We start from the raw sequence: 15,364 nt of genomic DNA, 5'->3' as shown, positions 1-15,364 counted from the left end.
GCCATGGTAGGCGCGGGTACCGACACGTTTCCGTGACGAACAACCGCGCGCCTCAGGCTCACGCGCGCGCACCCGAAGGTAGGTTTGGCTGCATGACGCAGCAGCCCGTGATCATCGAAGACACCTACACCGGCGACGTCACTCCCGGCGGACCCGCGCAACGCCGAAGCATTCCCGGAGCGAGCATCGTCAAACTTGCCGTCGGCGAGATGAACAACAACACCTATCTCGTCACCGACGACGCCACCGGCAAATCCGTCTTCATCGACGCCGCAAACGAACCCGACCGTCTCGTGCGATTCCTCCGCGACAACGCGCCGGAGCTCGAGCTCATCGTCACCACCCATCAGCACTGGGATCACTGGCAGGGTCTCGAGCGGGTCGCCGCGGAGACCGGTGTGCCTACCGCCGCACACGAACTCGACGCCGATCCCCTGCCGGTGACGCCCGACCGGATCCTGGCCGAGGGCGACACCGTGCAGATCGGTGAGCTGAATCTCGAGGTGATCCACCTCTCAGGACACACTCCGGGGTCGGTTGCGTTGGTCCTCACGGAACGGGGCACGGGTCGTACGCACATCTTCACCGGCGATTCACTGTTCCCCGGCGGCGTCGGCAAGACCCCGAACGACGACGCCTTCCGATCGCTCCTCGGCGACGTCGAGTCCAAGATCTTCGACCGCTTCGACGACGAGACGATCTTCTACCCCGGACACGGCAAGGACTCGACCCTCGGAGCCGAACGTCCGCATCTCGGCGAGTGGCGCGAGCGGGGCTGGTAGACGCTTCCTACCGGCATACAGATCGATCCACGGACCTCGAGCCTGAGCTCGAGGTCCGCCACTTTGAGCGCGTCACTCTATGGCTGGAGACCAATCAATGGCTACATCTCGCACGAAGGTTTGTGTCGTCCACTTCTTCGAACTGGTGATCGCTCCGGACCGCGTTCGGGTCGACGGATTCAACTGGCAGGATGCACTTCGAGCCCTCGGACTCGGGAGCACACACGAGTGCGAGTACAACGGTTCCGCACTGGAGGGGTTGGTCAGCGGCACGAAGCACGAGATGACCCTGTCGCTTGCGGTCGATCGCCCTACAACCCCCCGGCAACGCAACACCACCAGACCCGAGCGTGCCGAAATGCAAACCCTCGGTAATGAGTGGGAGCCGGTGGAGGAAACCTTCGTACGGTTCTTCAGCAACAACATCGTAGGGCTAGTCCGGTCGACGAACTCTGCCCCGACCCATGCAGCCCTGGCGCAGTGGTTGAACCAGCACTGCAGACCAGCGGGGTACGGTCAAGCCGCAAGGTGGTTCGCGCAGCCAATTGTCGACGAAGAGCGTTACCTCGCTCTCCAAGAGATGGGCGAAGTTACTAGTGCGACATTCGCAGTAAAACCAGCCACTATCCGAGACCGTCGAGGAATGCTCGGCGGCATGTTCGACCGGTACTTTGACTACGAAGACGGACTCCGGGTTGAGGTTCACGTATCTGCTGGTCGTGGCCGTCCAGCGCAGGAAAACCGAGCCCGCATGCTGGATATGGCACGAGACGCGGCAGATCTTCACAGCCGGGGCGTGCCGTTCGATCGCGCCGTAGTCAATGCTCGCCCTCTTGAGGGGGGTCGCGTAGAAGTGATCAACCTCCTCGAGCACAAGCTCACAAAAAGCTTCGAGATCGAGGTGGGCGGAGATGGCGCGACAAGATCGCTACCGGAGGTCAGGATCTTTGCCGAGATTCAGAACGCTTTCGTATCGATGCAAGAGGCATTGCAGGACGCGATCGGCCTATAATAGAACACGTGTTCGAAGAATGCCGGGGTGATGCATGACAGCAGGTCCGAAGCAGGCGACCGTCCGCAAAATCGTCACCTATCTGGCGCTTCGCCTCACCGCAGCCGCAATCGGCGTGGCCTGCTATTTCGGCCTAGCGCGGATCGTGGTCATTCAACAGCAAGATCAAGTTGCACCCATGTTCTTTGCAATCGCCACGGTCATGGGTGTCGTAGGCGGATTCCTAGGGGCGGCAGTCTTCTTCGTGGCAGGCGCTTCCGGGCCTTCCATCGATCGAATCCGAGCCGAACACGGAAAGAGCCTCAACGCCACCCTCCTTGGAGCGATGGCGGTATTGATGCTTTCTGCGTTCGGCGCGACAGTATGCGGATTGTTCTCGAACGGCTTCGGGGCAAAGGCTGCGATGGCAGGGATCCTCGCGCTCGTGGCATGTGAAGTGGTCGTCCTCGGCCTTGCTCTCGCGGTAGCGCTGAAGTCCGGGAGTGAGCCGCCGCGCCCTGCGCGCGAGATGTACGTACCAGGGTCCTAGCAGAGGCGTTCGCTCGCTCCGATCGGTTTGGCGAGCCTCCGCACCGAGACAGGAGTTCTCGTTCTCCACATGTGGTCATTCCCCCAGAATGAACAGCGCCTTGTCCATATCTCGGGGGCACCAGTTGACCCCCGCCTCCTGGTTCAGCAACTCGACCAAGTCGCAGACCGTAGCCAAGAATCGCCTGTAGTACCCGTTTGGGTGCGGATAGCCCAGAACAACGAGTGCGTCGACCGCCCGGCGGTCGTACACCGCCATCCGGTCCGGTGCCCCAGCGGTCAATATCGTCGAAGCGACGGCTGCGCCCTGTCGGCACCCTGGAAGCGTCAGGAGCACGCTGCGTGCCGATCCCGCAGCCTCGGGGGTAGGGACCGACAAGTCCCGGGCGAGTTCGATGGCACTGCGAGTGATCGCTCGCACCTTACTGTCCGGCATTTCGTTCAGCTTGCGGCTCCACATGGTGCTCAGGTTGAGCCGTTTCCAAAGCATCAGCGCCCCGATGTCCGCCTTACCGATCGACCCCGTTTGTGCCGCGCGAGCCTGAACTTCCGCGAGAACTTCGTCGTAGGACGAGCCGCGTTCGGGGCTCGGGTACCGAGCATGCGCCTCCATCAGCTTGACCACCACGGAAGCTGGCTCGGGGACGATCTGCATGCTGGGGAGCCTACGGATACGCGCTGCGCGGCGACCCGGAATCTGGACGTCGATGTCAACCGGGATCGCACGCGCATGGCCCCGCTTAACGGGTCCTTCGGCGGCGACAGCACTCTTCTCACAAGCGGCAACGCGCGATCACCGCAGGATCCTCGGTGTCGTAGCCAACTTCGACCCAGGATCGATTGTCCTCGTCGTCCATGCTGGGTTTGGCGCTGCCGATTCCTGGGACGTTCCCGTAAAGGGCCGGAGGTAACGTGGGCTCCCTACCCCCGGCGTTTGTGACAGGCCTCGGGTGCGCGATCGACCGCAGCTGTCACCCGTGGTGCCGAGGCACCAGCTGCGACCACCGGATCCGGTCGGGGAACGCCCTCGAGCATTACCGCATCGAAGCACCCTGCGATACGACAGCGCAGAACCACTCGGCTACAGTCGCGTCGCGCGCACGACCGTTGATGCCCCAAGGAGCGCAGTGGAACAAGGCAAGGTTAGATTCGAAGCGGGCCGACTATACCTCGACGGCTACCCCGACGCCGTGAAGCTCGCGGCAGTCATAGGTCCCCATGCCAAACAGCTCGCCGATCTGGCGGACCACCGTCGCGATCTCGAGTTTGCCCACGCCGCCGCAGTCCGCCTGCGAGACGCGCCCAATGATCCGGACATCGTCCGTGAAGCTCTCTGGCGTTCGGCGATCGTGACCTACCGGAAATGCTTCGACCGCGCCTCGAAACGTCGGGCTTTGAGAGCCGAATGCATCTACGACGAAGGGGTGCCCAGGGAAGTATTCGCCTACTTTAAGAGACTCCGGGACAAAGACATCGCTCACGATGATCGCGCCTACTCTGCCTACTCGATCGGCGCGGTGATCGGCCCCGATGACGGCGACCGGAAAGTGCAGGAGATTCTCTATATCGGAATGAGGGCGCAGCACCTCGATGGTCCGATGCTCACTAATCTCGGTCTCCTCATCGAAGGAGCACACCAGTGGGTGGTCAAGGAATTCGAGCGCGTGGCCGCTGAGAAGGTCGCCGAGATGAGAACCATGTCCTATTCGGACCTGTTGGACCTCCCGAACACTGAAGTCCGCCCCTCATTCCTCTCAAGGTGAGGCCCGGGACAGTCCCCACCGTGGGTACCTAGGCACCACCTTCGCCAGCGCAACAGTGAGAGTCGACATCGTACGAGAGTTGATCGCAACGACAATTTTCGGATTGTAGGGTCGCTCGCTTACCGGCCGCGCCATTCGAGCCAGTGGCTACGGACCCACTTCCGCTGCTTCGAGGTGAGAACTACCTGAAGCACCTTACCGTGGAGGTCGCCGTACGCTGGGTAGGCTCGGATCTCCTCAGCCACGTCGACGGCACCCGACTCGTCCACTGCAATAAGCCCCTGGTCGAACAGACGATGAATGTCTCGCCGCAGTAGCAGACCGCCCTGATCCTCATGTTTGCCGACTTTGGCGTAACTGTAGAGGTGGCACGCTTCGAGAACCGATCTCGGAGCAAACCCAGTTACTGCGCACAGCGCGCCGTACTCGGAAAGCAGTTTGGCTCTGAAGCCTGACTGCCCAACTCGGACCCGAACAGGTCGAACAACATGCCCCTCCGATCCACCGACCATCTGCTTCGACGTTTCGTCGAGAATGTGCAGGAGGTTGCCGTCCGTTGCGCCCTCTAGCGCCGTACGGAAGTCGTCGAGGCGGAGCCGCCGGAAACTGTTCTGCTCTTTAGGGTGCACGCATAGCGACCGTAAGGCTTTTCCGTCGAGGAGACCCTCAAGGTCGATCCATGCCTGAGCGTGGCTGCTGCGGTAGGTCCTGACCTCTTTCTCCCCGTACACCGGTTCGTCGAACTCTTCGTGGCAGTCGTCGCAGCGATATGGGGGCAGCTTGCGTTTGCGCCGCACGACGTTCGCACGCTTGCATGCGCGGCACGCCGTCGTAGTCTTGACGCCGTCGCCGACCTCGATATGCTCAATTACGGAGACCCCGATCAGGAACTCGTCCCAGATGGCAATAATGTCCCCGGGCTGCACCTCATCGTGGTGCACCACCGAGCTATCCCAGCTGTAGTGGGAGGCTGCGTTGTCGTCGTACTTGGCACTGCCGACAATGCGCCGATAGTCCGCTTGCTTAGATTGCGCCAGCCACGCTGTGTTAGCCTTCTCAATAGACAACTGTCACTCCTGTCACGTTCAAGACAGGAACAACTTTGGTACATGCCAGGTACACAGCTTCCGCCGGGGCTGCCCATACCGTCTAGTCATTCGAGCGACACATCCAGGGCCTGGGATGCCAACCAGTCGTCCCACTCATCCACCGCTTGCTTGGCGAGGGTGATCGCGTCATACGTTGTCCCGTTCACGGTGACGGTCCACTGCATGTGCACCAGTCCCGGTTGGTCGCTGCCGAAATGAACCTTGACATGGACTTATTCGCTGGCCAACTCCGCGTGCCCAGCTTTGACGCCCGTTATGTACGACGACCTGGTGAGGTGGAGGTGCTTCACACCATTTGCGATATCGGCAGCAGCGCCAAGGGCAAGGTTGCTCTTGAATAAACGGTGCAGTTCACCGTTGAGCTTGGCGGTCTCGGGATCGTTCGATAACCAGTCCTTCAAGTGAAAAGCGTCTTGAAAGAAGTGGTAGGCCAGATCACGCGCATCACCCGTGTTCAGCGGTGCAGCCGACGGTGTGGCCACGTCAAGCATCCGTTTGTAGGACCGCGACATCCGTCCATACTGGTCCCGCCAACCTTCATTCAGCACACCAGGATCATATTCATGATCCAAGTGCTCCAGCACTGGGACTGACGGTGTCATTGACCCACGAGCAAAGTTGTGAAGTGAACGGCATTCCTTCGGCGGAGCGCAGCCGAACCACCATGACGTGACCCAGCTCGTCATGCATGTCAGTACTGCGATACCCACCCAGGTACTGGAACGTCAAAATCGAACCCGAGTATCTTGCATGCATTCGCGACCCCCCTCCTCAAGAGGGATAGGTGTTGGTCGAACCGTGGGAGCTGACCAACGAAGTCCTCTCCGTCCTTACCTGCCGCACTGAGGAATGCGTTGCAAGCGTCAACTATGCGCTTGGCCTCTTTCCGCAGTTGCAGATTCCGGGCTGCAGCGTAGACGGCCGTGGCATCCTTCTTGACCTCCAAGACCGAGGCGACGGATGAAGACGGATCCTCCTTATCCAGGGCGGCTTGGAACACACGCTTGGACTCAAGCAGCGCGAAAAGTGCGCGGACGCTCTGACCATCACTCGCTCCGAACGTCGCCGAGAGGCTCACGTTCATCCCGGTGATCCCCAAACCGGCAGTGACTCCCACACTTGTCATCTTCCGACTCATGCCGAGACCCTATTGCATCGCATCGGGACAGGCGGCGAATTCCCTCGCACCCCGCCGTGCAGTTGGTTTACCTCTTGCCCGAAGCTCTCGGCGTCAATCGTCGTCCGACACACCGGCTTCGTTCACCACCACCGCGTCGAACCCCAGGGCCTGGGCAACCTCGTCAACGAACCGGGGGTTAGTGACGAACCACTCGCGTCCCGCCGTCCGCGCCACGCTCCGATGGTGGTCTGCTGCCTCGAGGAGCCGGTGGAAAGTCGCTTCCGCCTGGGTCGCTGCTCCCGGCGCAGTCCGGTAGATGCGAAGCAGGATCGGCTCCTCCGGTAACGCGGTGGTACGGGTCTGATTCCGAAAGCGCACGATGACGTCACTGTCACTGCGGCCCACCTTCATCAGGGTGCGCCCGCTGTCCGCCTCGTACGGATGTAGAAGGTAGTGCGGCAAGGCGTAGACGTAGATGCCGACCTCGTTGCGCGCCTCGGCTTCCTCGGTCTGCGACTTCGCTTGCTGGACCTCGACCGACCGGGCAGACTCGTCGGTCGCGCGGCGCTCTAGCTCAGCAAGGTTGTGCTGGAGGTAGGCGGTGCATTCGTTCGACCACTCACCCGCCTTCAGGACGCTCCGAAACTTTCGCGCCACCTGCAACGCCACGGTGGGAGCGGTCGGCAGGTCACCGTCGAGCAGGCTACGAATCTGGCGCTCGTGCATCCAGACGAAGGTCGAGGTCGAGACCTCGAGTTTCGAAGCGATTTCGTCAGCGCTCCGGTCAGCCTGCAGCAGACGGTAGACCACGCCGAGCAGCTTCGGGTCGCGCTCTAGGAACGCGACGAGCTCAGCACGAACCTCGGCCGATGGCCGGACCGGACCGGACCGGACCGGACCGAGCTCCACACGGGTCGTTGTAAAACTAGGACCGGCCCCCCAGCATCTGTCACTGGCGTCAAGTCCTGACGGCTTTGTCATCCGCCGATCGTCGCATGAGATCGGTGGACGGTCATTCCCATTCGTGGTTGCGCTTCGACCGATGTGTCCGCGAGCAACGCCCTTGTGTGACAAGCTTCGTCGGGTGACCGCAATCCTCCTGTGCTGGAACCCCCAGAAGTGGAACGGGTGGAACTACGAGTCATTTGCTCGCTCGGTGCGGAAGCGGGGGCCACGCCCATCTGACTGGTCCATCGCGAATCATCGGACCGGGATCGGCCCAGGCACGGAAGCGTGGTTCCTCAAGCAGGGCGGCATCGATGCCAGCAGCCGGGGGATCCTGGGGCATGCGACGGTGACCGACATACGTCTCAACGAGCAAGACCCGAAGGATCCGAACAAGAGATCGAACTTCGTCGAGATCCTGTTCGACTGGTTACTTCCCGAATCCGACCTCCTCGACGTGCTTGCTCTGGAGAACGCTGTTCCTGGCGTTCCGTGGAGGAAGATCTACCGGTCCGGTACATCCATCGACTCCGCGCAACTGCCTGCACTCAGAGCAGTGTGGGCCCAGCACGCTCAGCACACAGCCGAAGACGAAGACGAAGACCAAGAGGTGCCAGGCACCTACCCGGAAGGCGCGTCACGGACGGTGCAGGTAAACCGCTTCGAGCGCAGCCGCGAAGCGCGCGAAGCCTGCATCGCCCACCATGGCACCACCTGTAAGGCCTGCGGGCTGGACTTCCAAGGCCAGTACGGGCGCATCGGAACTGGCTACATCCAGGTGCACCACGTCGTGCCGATCTCCCAGATCGGCGAGAACTATCAGGTCGATCCGATTACGGATCTGGTGCCGCTGTGTGCGAACTGCCATGTCATGGCGCACCGGCGCAAGCCCCATCCCTACACGGTCCCGGAACTCAGGAAGCGCATCAAGCGCCGCAGCTGAACGGCCGTCACCGAAGTGCCCACGCACGGAGGCGAACTCTCCGTCACCTACCTCGCAGGCTCCTCGGCGAGCAAGCGGTACAGCGTGGCCCTGCTGACGCCGAGGTACTTAGCGACATCCCGACCCGTGTGTCCATCCGCCTTCATTCGCCGGGCCGTGGCAATCATCCGATCGTCCTCGACCTTACGACGTCTGCCGAAACGTGTGCCGTTCCGTCGCGCGGCTTCGCGCTTGAGAGCCGTGCGCTCCTTGACGAGTTCCCTCTCGAATTCCGCCATCGACGCCAGCACCCCAATGACCATTCGTCCGGCGGCGGTCGAGGAGTCTATGCCGTCCGTGATCGAAACCAGGGTGACACCGCGATCGGTGAGCGTGCGTACGACTTCGAGAATGTGGAGGGTGTTGCGGCCGAGCCTGTCCAGCTTCCAGACGACGACGGTGTCGCCTTCGCGAACGTACTCGAGCAACTGAGCGAGACCCGGCCGATCGTCGCGGGCACCGGACATCGTGTCGGAGAACGTCTTCTCTACTCCGTTCGCCTCAAGTGCGGCCTGCTGTTGTTCCAGAGTCTGAGCAACGGTCGAGACTCTGATGTAGCCGATACGGGTTCCAGCGGGGGCGACGGTCATGCTCCGATTGTGTCTCATAATTGGTCCCGATGGCAATATTGAGACAACTACATTTGAGACGAAGTTTTGAGACAGCACGAGCTGGGCAGACGGCCTTCGACCCAGACGTCAGCCCGTTGTCTCATTCAGAACTGATATGAGACACCGTGCGCACGGCAAACCCGGCGGCGCGGGGTAGACATCCCCTCCAGGGAGGGAGCGCGAATGGGATGTGTCGTTCCACGTTCCGGGCCTTGAGGACTGCGACAATCCCGGCAACGGCAACAGCGCGGACAGTCGTTTGAGCGGCGAAGCGTAAGGGAGGTTCACGCCATGAAGACACGGACTGCGTGGGCGGCAGTATCAGTCGTCCTTCTATCAGGTTGCGCGACCGGTGTTACCACAGACTCCGCCACGACGAGCAACTCGGATTCTGCGTCATCAGCGTCGATTACGTCCGGACCGCCCCGCAACGCCCAGGGTCGCATCGAGAAGGACTTTGGTGAAGCGGCCGGTCTGATCGACAATGTCAGCGGCGAACCCGCCTTCACCTTCACTCTGAGCAACCCGCGCATGAACCCGGGGTGCACAGGCTTCTGGCAATTCACTCCCAACGGGCAGTACCTCTTCGTCGATGTCGAAGCCGTGACAGCGCCGAACTACATGGAGGCGGTCACCGGTGCCGGCAACCGCAGTGTCAAACAGATGGCCGACCGCAGCCTGAAGGCGGGAAACTGGAGAGGCATCGGACCCGACGGAGCCGTCCTCGAGAGTTTGATCAGCACCGCAGCGCTCAACTGCGAGGAACTCAACGACGATGCATTCGACGAGCCACTCGCCCCCGCGTCGACGTATCGCGGTACCTACGCGTTCGACGTCCCCGTCGGGACCCAAAGCATCTACCTTGACATGCTCGGCAAGGACATCAGCTGGGAGTGGCGTATCCCTGAGACCCTGGTTCCCGGTGCCCCCGGTGCATCCAGCGGCTTCTGATCCGGGGAGCGCGAGCAAGATCATCGACCCGAAGAGTGAGCGACGAAAGTGAGCGATGTGCGTCTCGTCAAGGCGACACGGGTAAGCCTCAAGGCGCACCCGCATTTGAACGAAAAATGGCTGCAAGAGCGGATCGTGGAGGATCCCACGCTACTCGGCCTCGGCGATCTCGCAGTCGAGGACGTCGAGCGACGTCAGCCTCGTGCTGGTCGCTTGGACTTGCTGCTGAGCGATCCCGATTCGAACCGTCGGTACGAGGTGGAGATCCAACTCGGTGCCACCGATGAAGCACACATCATCCGCACGATCGAATACTGGGACATCGAAAAATCCCGCTATCCCCAGTACGAACATGTTGCCGTGATCGTCGCCGAAGACATCACCAGTCGGTTCCTCAACGTCATCAGCCTGCTCAACAAGACGATCCCGCTCATCGCTATCCAGATGCAAGCGCTCCAGGTCAGCGAAGTCCTCACCCTGCACGCAACGACGGTGCTGGATCTGACGAGCCTCGGCACCGAGGAGGAAGACGAACCGGGCCAGGCAACGGACCGGTCATACTGGGTCGGAAAGGGGACGCCGGAGACCATCGCGATCGCCGACGAGCTGCTCGAGCTGATCAACGAAATAACACCCGGAATGGCCTTCAAGTACAACAAGTTTTACATCGGACTTACCCGAAATGGAGTGGTCGACAACTTCATTACCCTGCGCATCCGGAAGGACTTCGTACTCGCCGAACCTCGGATCCCCCGCACCGAGGAACTGACCGCGATGCTCGATGAGGCCGGGGTAGACCGCATGGACTACGACTCGCAGTGGGGTCGGTACCGGTTGCGTCTTAGAAAGTCGGACCTCGTGGAACGGCGAGACCTCTTACTCGATCTGATCAGGCGAGCAAGCGACACGCCCGCCCCACTCGAGACCTAATCGCCATCGAGGCCGACGGTTTATCGAATGACGTGCTAGTTGTTGCGGGTCATGACGTTGTAGACACCACCAGGGGCTGACGAAGGCGGACGGGCCTTCCGACGGCAGGATGGGAAGTACCACCAACTCATCCGCCGAACGAAAGAACCCGTCCGTGCTCCACCGTAACGCCCCGCTGTCCGTCGAAGGTCGCCGCCGTCTCGTCGAGCGGTGCCAGACTCGTCCGCTGTCCCATGTCGCCGCCGAGATGGGGATCTCCCGGGCCTGCGCCAGCAAATGGATGGCCCGCTACCGCGAACACGGTGAACTCGGCCTGCTCGACCGCCCCAGCGTCCCGCACCACCAGCCCACCGCGACCCCGGCCGAGACCGTGGCGCGGATCGAGACCCTGCGACGGAAGCACAAGTGGTCCGCGGCTCGTATCGCACACGAGCTCGCCGCCGACGGCATCAGCATCTCGGTACGCACCGTCAGCCGGCACCTCGCTCACCTCGGCTTGAACCGGCGCAGGTTCCTCGATCCGAACGGCGAGAACAACCGCCAGCCACGCCGGATCATCGCCCGCTGGCCCGGCCACATGGTGCACGTCGACATCAAAAAAGTCGGCCGAATCCCCGACGGCGGTGGCTGGCGGGTCCACGGCAAGGGCTCGGATCAGGCCAAGAAAGTCGAGCGCGCCAAGACCGCCGGTGCCCGCGCCGGCTACGTCTACCTGCACTCGGCGGTCGACGGGTTCTCCCGCCTCGCCTACACCGAGGCCCTGGCCGACGAGAAAGCCGCCACGGCAATCGGGTTCATGCACCGGGCGAGGGTGTTCTTCGCCGCCCACGGCATCGTGCACATCCACCGGGTGGTCACCGACAACGGGTCCTGCTACCGGGCGAAGGACTTCGCGAAAGTGCTCCACGGTGGCCGGCATCAACGGATCACCCCGTACACCCCTCGTCACAACGGGAAGGTCGAGCGCTACAACCGGATTCTGGCCGAGGAGTTCCTCTACGCCCGCGTCTGGGTCAGCGAACGGCAACGCGCCCAGTCGCTACAGGTGTGGAATGTGCACTACAACTATCATCGTCCGCATACTGCCGTCGGTAATCGGCCGCCCGCGAGCAAACTCCGGACCGGTGTCACCAACGTCATGGCCTCATACACCTAGCCTGCGACGGCCGGATCTGTGACACCCGAGCGTGCTCGCACGACGTCTAGTCGGGGGCACCGTCCCTGTCGGCCGACCCNCGGCGGGCTCGTCCCTCGAGCGCTCGCCCGCCATATCTGCGAAGGCCGTTCCCGAGACCATCCCGTTCGTGCCCGGCACGACCGTGGTCGGCCGCGCTCCCGGTTCGTACATGCGGTCGATCTCCTCGGCCTTCTCCCTCGCCTGCCGTTTCTCTTCGTCGTCGAGCCGATCCCAGCGGGTCGGATTCTCCGCGTCGGTCATGTCCGGGCCCCCTTCCAGCACGCGGCAACGACCCGAGCGGGCCGCTTGTGCTGCGTCCGTTCCAGCGTGCGCCCCGTCGCAGAGGCGCGGAGGCCGAACGAGGATCGGAGTTCGCCGGAATCCTCCTGTGCTCCACCGCCGCGAGTACGCTCGAAAACCGGACGAGCTCGCACGAGCACGGAGGCCTGACACTGTGGCGGATCTCGTACTGGGGCCGGTGCTCAGGCACATCGGCGATACGGACGCCACGATCTGGGTGGAGACGTCCGAGCCGTGCACGGTGCATGTGCTCGGCAGTTCCGAACACACGTGGACCGTCGCGGGGCACCATTACGCGCTCGTCACCGTCCGAGACCTCGAACCCGGATCGGTGACGCCCTACGAGGTGGATCTCGACGGCCGGGTCGTGTGGCCGCCCGTCGGTGTTGCATCGCCGCTGATCAGGACCGCGGAAGACGACCCCGAGGAGTTAGTGCTCGCCTTCGGGTCGTGCCGGGTGGCCTCGGAGAGCGCGGAACCGACAGCCGTCCTCGGAAAGGACGCTCTCGTCGCCTACGCGCAGCGCATGCGTTCCCTACCGGTCGACGAATGGCCCGACGCGCTGTTGCTGCTGGGAGATCAGGTCTACGCCGACGAGCTGTCGGAGGAGATGAAGCGACGGGTCGGTGAGCGTCACGATCTGTCGGAACCGCCCGGAGCCCAGGTACGCGACTTCGAGGAGTACACCTGGCTGTACAGCCGGTCGTGGTCCGAGGACAACGTCCGATGGCTGTTGTCGAACGTGCCGACCTCGATGATCTTCGACGATCACGACGTGCACGACGACTGGAACACCTCCTATTCGTGGCGCAGGGAGATGGAGGCCTCCGCGTGGTGGGAGGAACGCATCGTCGGGGCGTTGGCGTCGTACTGGATCTATCAGCATCTCGGTAACCTCGCTCCCTCGGAGCTGGACGAGGACCCGCTCTACGACCGGGTGCGGAACTGTGCCGGGGACGCCGAACCGATCTTGCGTGCGTTCGCGTCCGGCGCCGACGAGGAAGCCGACGGCAGTCCGGGAGTGCGATGGTCGTATCGCCGCGATTTCGGACCGGTGCGTCTGCTGGTGATCGATTCGCGGTGCGGGCGGGTGCTCGCGCCCGACCGGCGCGACATGGTGTCCGATCCGGAGTTCGACTGGATCGAGGAGCAGACCGACGGCGACTACGACCACCTCCTGATCGGCACGTCGCTGCCGTGGCTCCTCCCCCGCACGATGCACGACCTCGAGGCGTGGGACGAGAAGCTCGCGTCCGGTGTGCGCGGTGACCGATGGGCGCGGTGGGCCGAGAAGCTCCGGCGCGCCGCCGATCTCGAACACTGGGCGGCCTTCCGCGATTCGTTCGAGCGACTCGCCCGTTTGTTGCTGGATGTCGCTGCCGGGCGTCGCGCCGAAACGTCCGGCTGCGCGCCCGCGACAATCTGTGTCCTTTCGGGCGACGTGCACCATGCCTACGCCGCCCGCGTCCGATTCGCGACGCCGACCGCCGGCACGGTGTACCAACTGACTTGTTCGCCCCTGCACAACCACGTCCCCGCAGCTGTCCGGGTCGCCTTCCGCGCCGCATGGGGACGCAAGGCGGAGCGCGTCGTGCGGTTGCTGCTCGGTCCGGTGACGGCCGTTCCCGAGACGTCGTTCTCGTGGTCGAAGATGGCAGGTCCGAGCTTCGGGAACCAGATCGCCACCCTGCGGACGCGAGGACGCGTCGCGCACCTGACCATCGAGCGCAGCGTCGACACCGCCTCGGGTCCGCACCTGTTCGAGACCGTCACGGATCTGCCGCTCACTACTGAGGATCGGCCGCCTGAGATTCCGACGTCCCGCGCGGCGAGTCGGCCGTCGAGGTGATGTCGGGGACGCTCGTCGACGACGAGATTCGGGTTTTTTCGAGTTTCCGTATGGTCCGAAATATCGTTTCGCACCCTTCGGCCCTGCTTCGTGCATATTCCCGTGACGCTTGGGGTACCTGTGTCAGGGTTTGGAAACACAGCCGACCACGGGAGGAACCACATGCTCGTCCGGAGAATTGCGCGGCCCATGCTCGCGTCCATCTTCATCGCCGGGGGTATCGACGCCCTGCGGAAGCCCGAGCCGAAAGCAGGTGCCGCGCAGCCCGGGCTCGATCAGGCTGTGAACGCCTTGCCGGCGTCGATCACCGACCGGCTTCCCAGCAATCCCGAGACTCTCGTCCAGATCAACGCCGCAGTGCAGATCGGCGCCGGGACCCTGTTCGCACTCGGGAAAGCACCTCGTCTGTCCGCTCTCGCGCTGATCGGCAGCCTCGTGCCGACGACCGTCGCGGGCCATGACTTCTGGAACGTCGAGGACCCCGAGGCCCGCGCCCAGCAGCGCACCCAGCTCATCAAGAACGTGAGCCTGATCGGCGGTCTGCTCATCGCTGCCGTGGACACCGAGGGCAAGCCGTCGCTGGGCTGGCGGAGCCGTCGCGCCGCGCGTGCCGCGCAGAAGTCGGTGGCCGCTGCACTGCCGGGCCACTCCTCGGACGGTCACACGGCCGAAACGCTGCACACCGTCGCCGAGCGGGTCAAGACGCTGACGGAGGAAGCCGGCGAGCAGGGTGGACACATCCTCGAGATCGCCAAGGAACGTGCACCCGAACTCGCAGAGGCCGCACGCGAGCGGAGCAGCGGACTGCTCGAGGTCGCCCGCGACCGCGGCCCGGTGCTGACCGAACGGGCGCGCGATCGCAGCGCCGAGATCCTCGGTGTCGCGCGTGAGCGCGCCCCCGAACTCGCCGAGGGCGCCCGTGAACGCGGCACCGAACTGCTCGGGCTGGCGCGCGAGCGCACCCCTGAGCTCGCCGACGTCGCCCGCAAGCGTGGCTCGAAGCTGTGGGACACCACGGTCGATCGCAGCTCGGAATGGGCGAAGCTCGCCGAGGAGCAGTCCGCGATCCTGAACGCTCGGGCTCACGTCGCCGCGGAGAAGGCCCGTCTGCGTGCCGAGGCCGCGCGCAAGCAGGGCACGAAGGCGGAGAAGAAGCTCGCGAAGAACCTGAAGGCGCTCGAGAAGAAGAAGTAGTAGTCCGGTTACGGCACAAGGGTGCGGGCGTGCGTGGAAATCGCACGCCCGCACTGCTGTGATCAGGCTTTCTGCCCGTTTTCCTCCTGCGGCGACTAGACTTCTCGGGCA

16 protein-coding genes are annotated in these 15,364 nt (G+C 63.3%); 10 read left to right on the top strand and 6 right to left on the bottom strand.

What is annotated here, in order from left to right; genetic code table 11:
• The first annotated feature begins 92 nt into the window (after window positions 1–92).
• The 3 genes from QR64_RS03050 to QR64_RS03040 all read left to right on the top strand — a co-directional run bounded on the left by QR64_RS03050 (window position 93) and on the right by QR64_RS03040 (window position 2,323).
• Window positions 93–782, top strand: a complete 690-nt coding sequence (locus tag QR64_RS03050; RefSeq protein WP_019289644.1) for an MBL fold metallo-hydrolase — start codon at window positions 93–95, stop codon at window positions 780–782.
• Window positions 783–879: 97 nt separating this feature from the next.
• Window positions 880–1,794 (top strand): hypothetical protein, encoded by a 915-nt coding sequence (locus QR64_RS03045; RefSeq protein WP_039584025.1) that lies wholly within the window; start codon window positions 880–882, stop codon window positions 1,792–1,794.
• A 34-nt stretch (window positions 1,795–1,828) separates the two neighbouring features.
• The gene (locus QR64_RS03040; RefSeq protein WP_039584023.1) at window positions 1,829–2,323 is read left to right on the top strand and encodes a hypothetical protein; all 495 of its coding nucleotides are present in this window, start codon (window positions 1,829–1,831) and stop codon (window positions 2,321–2,323) included.
• Between the two features lie 75 nt (window positions 2,324–2,398).
• Here the strand turns inward: QR64_RS03040 and QR64_RS27255 are convergent, their stop codons facing one another.
• On the bottom strand, window positions 2,399–2,977 hold the full coding sequence (locus QR64_RS27255; protein WP_200886463.1) for a hypothetical protein: 579 nt from the start codon (window positions 2,975–2,977) through the stop codon (window positions 2,399–2,401).
• A 472-nt stretch (window positions 2,978–3,449) separates the two neighbouring features.
• On the opposite strand from QR64_RS27255, the gene QR64_RS03030 reads away from it, so the two are divergent.
• On the top strand, window positions 3,450–4,085 hold the full coding sequence (locus tag QR64_RS03030; RefSeq protein ID WP_039584022.1) for a hypothetical protein: 636 nt from the start codon (window positions 3,450–3,452) through the stop codon (window positions 4,083–4,085).
• A gap of 119 nt (window positions 4,086–4,204) precedes the next feature.
• On the opposite strand, the gene QR64_RS03025 is transcribed toward QR64_RS03030, so the two are convergent.
• From QR64_RS03025 to QR64_RS03010, 4 genes are all read right to left on the bottom strand, one after another.
• Window positions 4,205–5,152: an HNH endonuclease signature motif containing protein gene (locus tag QR64_RS03025; RefSeq protein WP_084222270.1), complete on the bottom strand. Its 948-nt coding sequence runs from the start codon at window positions 5,150–5,152 to the stop codon at window positions 4,205–4,207.
• A 254-nt stretch (window positions 5,153–5,406) separates the two neighbouring features.
• On the bottom strand, window positions 5,407–5,778 hold the full coding sequence (locus tag QR64_RS03020; protein WP_152640900.1) for a hypothetical protein: 372 nt from the start codon (window positions 5,776–5,778) through the stop codon (window positions 5,407–5,409).
• Between the two features lie 107 nt (window positions 5,779–5,885).
• Window positions 5,886–6,332 (bottom strand): hypothetical protein, encoded by a 447-nt coding sequence (locus QR64_RS03015; RefSeq protein ID WP_039584020.1) that lies wholly within the window; start codon window positions 6,330–6,332, stop codon window positions 5,886–5,888.
• Between the two features lie 93 nt (window positions 6,333–6,425).
• On the bottom strand, window positions 6,426–7,223 hold the full coding sequence (locus tag QR64_RS03010; protein ID WP_039584019.1) for a GIY-YIG nuclease family protein: 798 nt from the start codon (window positions 7,221–7,223) through the stop codon (window positions 6,426–6,428).
• Window positions 7,224–7,398: 175 nt separating this feature from the next.
• Here QR64_RS03010 and QR64_RS25120 point away from each other — a divergent pair, with 175 nt between their 5' ends.
• The gene (locus QR64_RS25120; RefSeq protein WP_200886461.1) at window positions 7,399–8,202 is read left to right on the top strand and encodes an HNH endonuclease; all 804 of its coding nucleotides are present in this window, start codon (window positions 7,399–7,401) and stop codon (window positions 8,200–8,202) included.
• A 47-nt stretch (window positions 8,203–8,249) separates the two neighbouring features.
• Here QR64_RS25120 and QR64_RS03000 read toward each other — a convergent pair whose 3' ends face one another.
• Window positions 8,250–8,831 (bottom strand): recombinase family protein, encoded by a 582-nt coding sequence (locus tag QR64_RS03000; protein ID WP_039584018.1) that lies wholly within the window; start codon window positions 8,829–8,831, stop codon window positions 8,250–8,252.
• 312 nt (window positions 8,832–9,143) lie between these two features.
• Here QR64_RS03000 and QR64_RS26415 point away from each other — a divergent pair, with 312 nt between their 5' ends.
• The 5 genes from QR64_RS26415 to QR64_RS02970 all read left to right on the top strand — a co-directional run bounded on the left by QR64_RS26415 (window position 9,144) and on the right by QR64_RS02970 (window position 15,253).
• Window positions 9,144–9,803 carry a hypothetical protein gene (locus QR64_RS26415; protein ID WP_152640899.1) on the top strand — a complete coding sequence of 220 codons (660 nt, stop codon included), beginning with the start codon at window positions 9,144–9,146 and terminating at the stop codon, window positions 9,801–9,803.
• Between the two features lie 48 nt (window positions 9,804–9,851).
• Window positions 9,852–10,733: a hypothetical protein gene (locus tag QR64_RS02990; RefSeq protein WP_152640898.1), complete on the top strand. Its 882-nt coding sequence runs from the start codon at window positions 9,852–9,854 to the stop codon at window positions 10,731–10,733.
• A 154-nt stretch (window positions 10,734–10,887) separates the two neighbouring features.
• Window positions 10,888–11,889: an IS481-like element ISRae1 family transposase gene (locus QR64_RS02985; protein WP_039584049.1), complete on the top strand. Its 1,002-nt coding sequence runs from the start codon at window positions 10,888–10,890 to the stop codon at window positions 11,887–11,889.
• 475 nt (window positions 11,890–12,364) lie between these two features.
• A complete protein-coding gene (locus QR64_RS02975) occupies window positions 12,365–14,059 on the top strand; it encodes an alkaline phosphatase D family protein (protein ID WP_039584014.1) in 1,695 nt (564 codons plus the stop codon).
• Window positions 14,060–14,221: 162 nt separating this feature from the next.
• Complete coding sequence (locus QR64_RS02970) at window positions 14,222–15,253, top strand: DoxX family protein (RefSeq protein ID WP_039584012.1); 1,032 nt, start codon at window positions 14,222–14,224, stop codon at window positions 15,251–15,253.
• Window positions 15,254–15,364 lie beyond the last annotated feature (111 nt).

It is taken from the genome of Rhodococcus sp. Chr-9, from assembly GCF_000801125.1.
GTDB classification, from domain to species: Bacteria; Actinomycetota; Actinomycetes; order Mycobacteriales; family Mycobacteriaceae; genus Rhodococcus; species Rhodococcus pyridinivorans.
The sequence above is the reverse complement of the archived record's forward strand: the minus strand, read 5'-3'. Positions and strand labels throughout refer to the sequence as shown.

What these genes read in the sequence shown, in the direction of transcription:
- QR64_RS03050 (WP_019289644.1), top strand. Translation starts at nt 93, where the DNA reads ATGACGCAGCAGCCCGTGATCATCGAAGACACCTACACCGGCGACGTC.
- QR64_RS03045 (WP_039584025.1), top strand. Translation starts at nt 880, where the DNA reads ATGGCTACATCTCGCACGAAGGTTTGTGTCGTCCACTTCTTCGAACTG.
- QR64_RS03040 (WP_039584023.1), top strand. Translation starts at nt 1,829, where the DNA reads ATGACAGCAGGTCCGAAGCAGGCGACCGTCCGCAAAATCGTCACCTAT.
- QR64_RS27255 (WP_200886463.1), bottom strand. Translation starts at nt 2,977, where the DNA reads ATGCAGATCGTCCCCGAGCCAGCTTCCGTGGTGGTCAAGCTGATGGAG.
- QR64_RS03015 (WP_039584020.1), bottom strand. Translation starts at nt 6,332, where the DNA reads ATGAGTCGGAAGATGACAAGTGTGGGAGTCACTGCCGGTTTGGGGATC.
- QR64_RS03000 (WP_039584018.1), bottom strand. Translation starts at nt 8,831, where the DNA reads ATGACCGTCGCCCCCGCTGGAACCCGTATCGGCTACATCAGAGTCTCG.
- QR64_RS26415 (WP_152640899.1), top strand. Translation starts at nt 9,144, where the DNA reads ATGAAGACACGGACTGCGTGGGCGGCAGTATCAGTCGTCCTTCTATCA.
- QR64_RS02970 (WP_039584012.1), top strand. Translation starts at nt 14,222, where the DNA reads ATGCTCGTCCGGAGAATTGCGCGGCCCATGCTCGCGTCCATCTTCATC.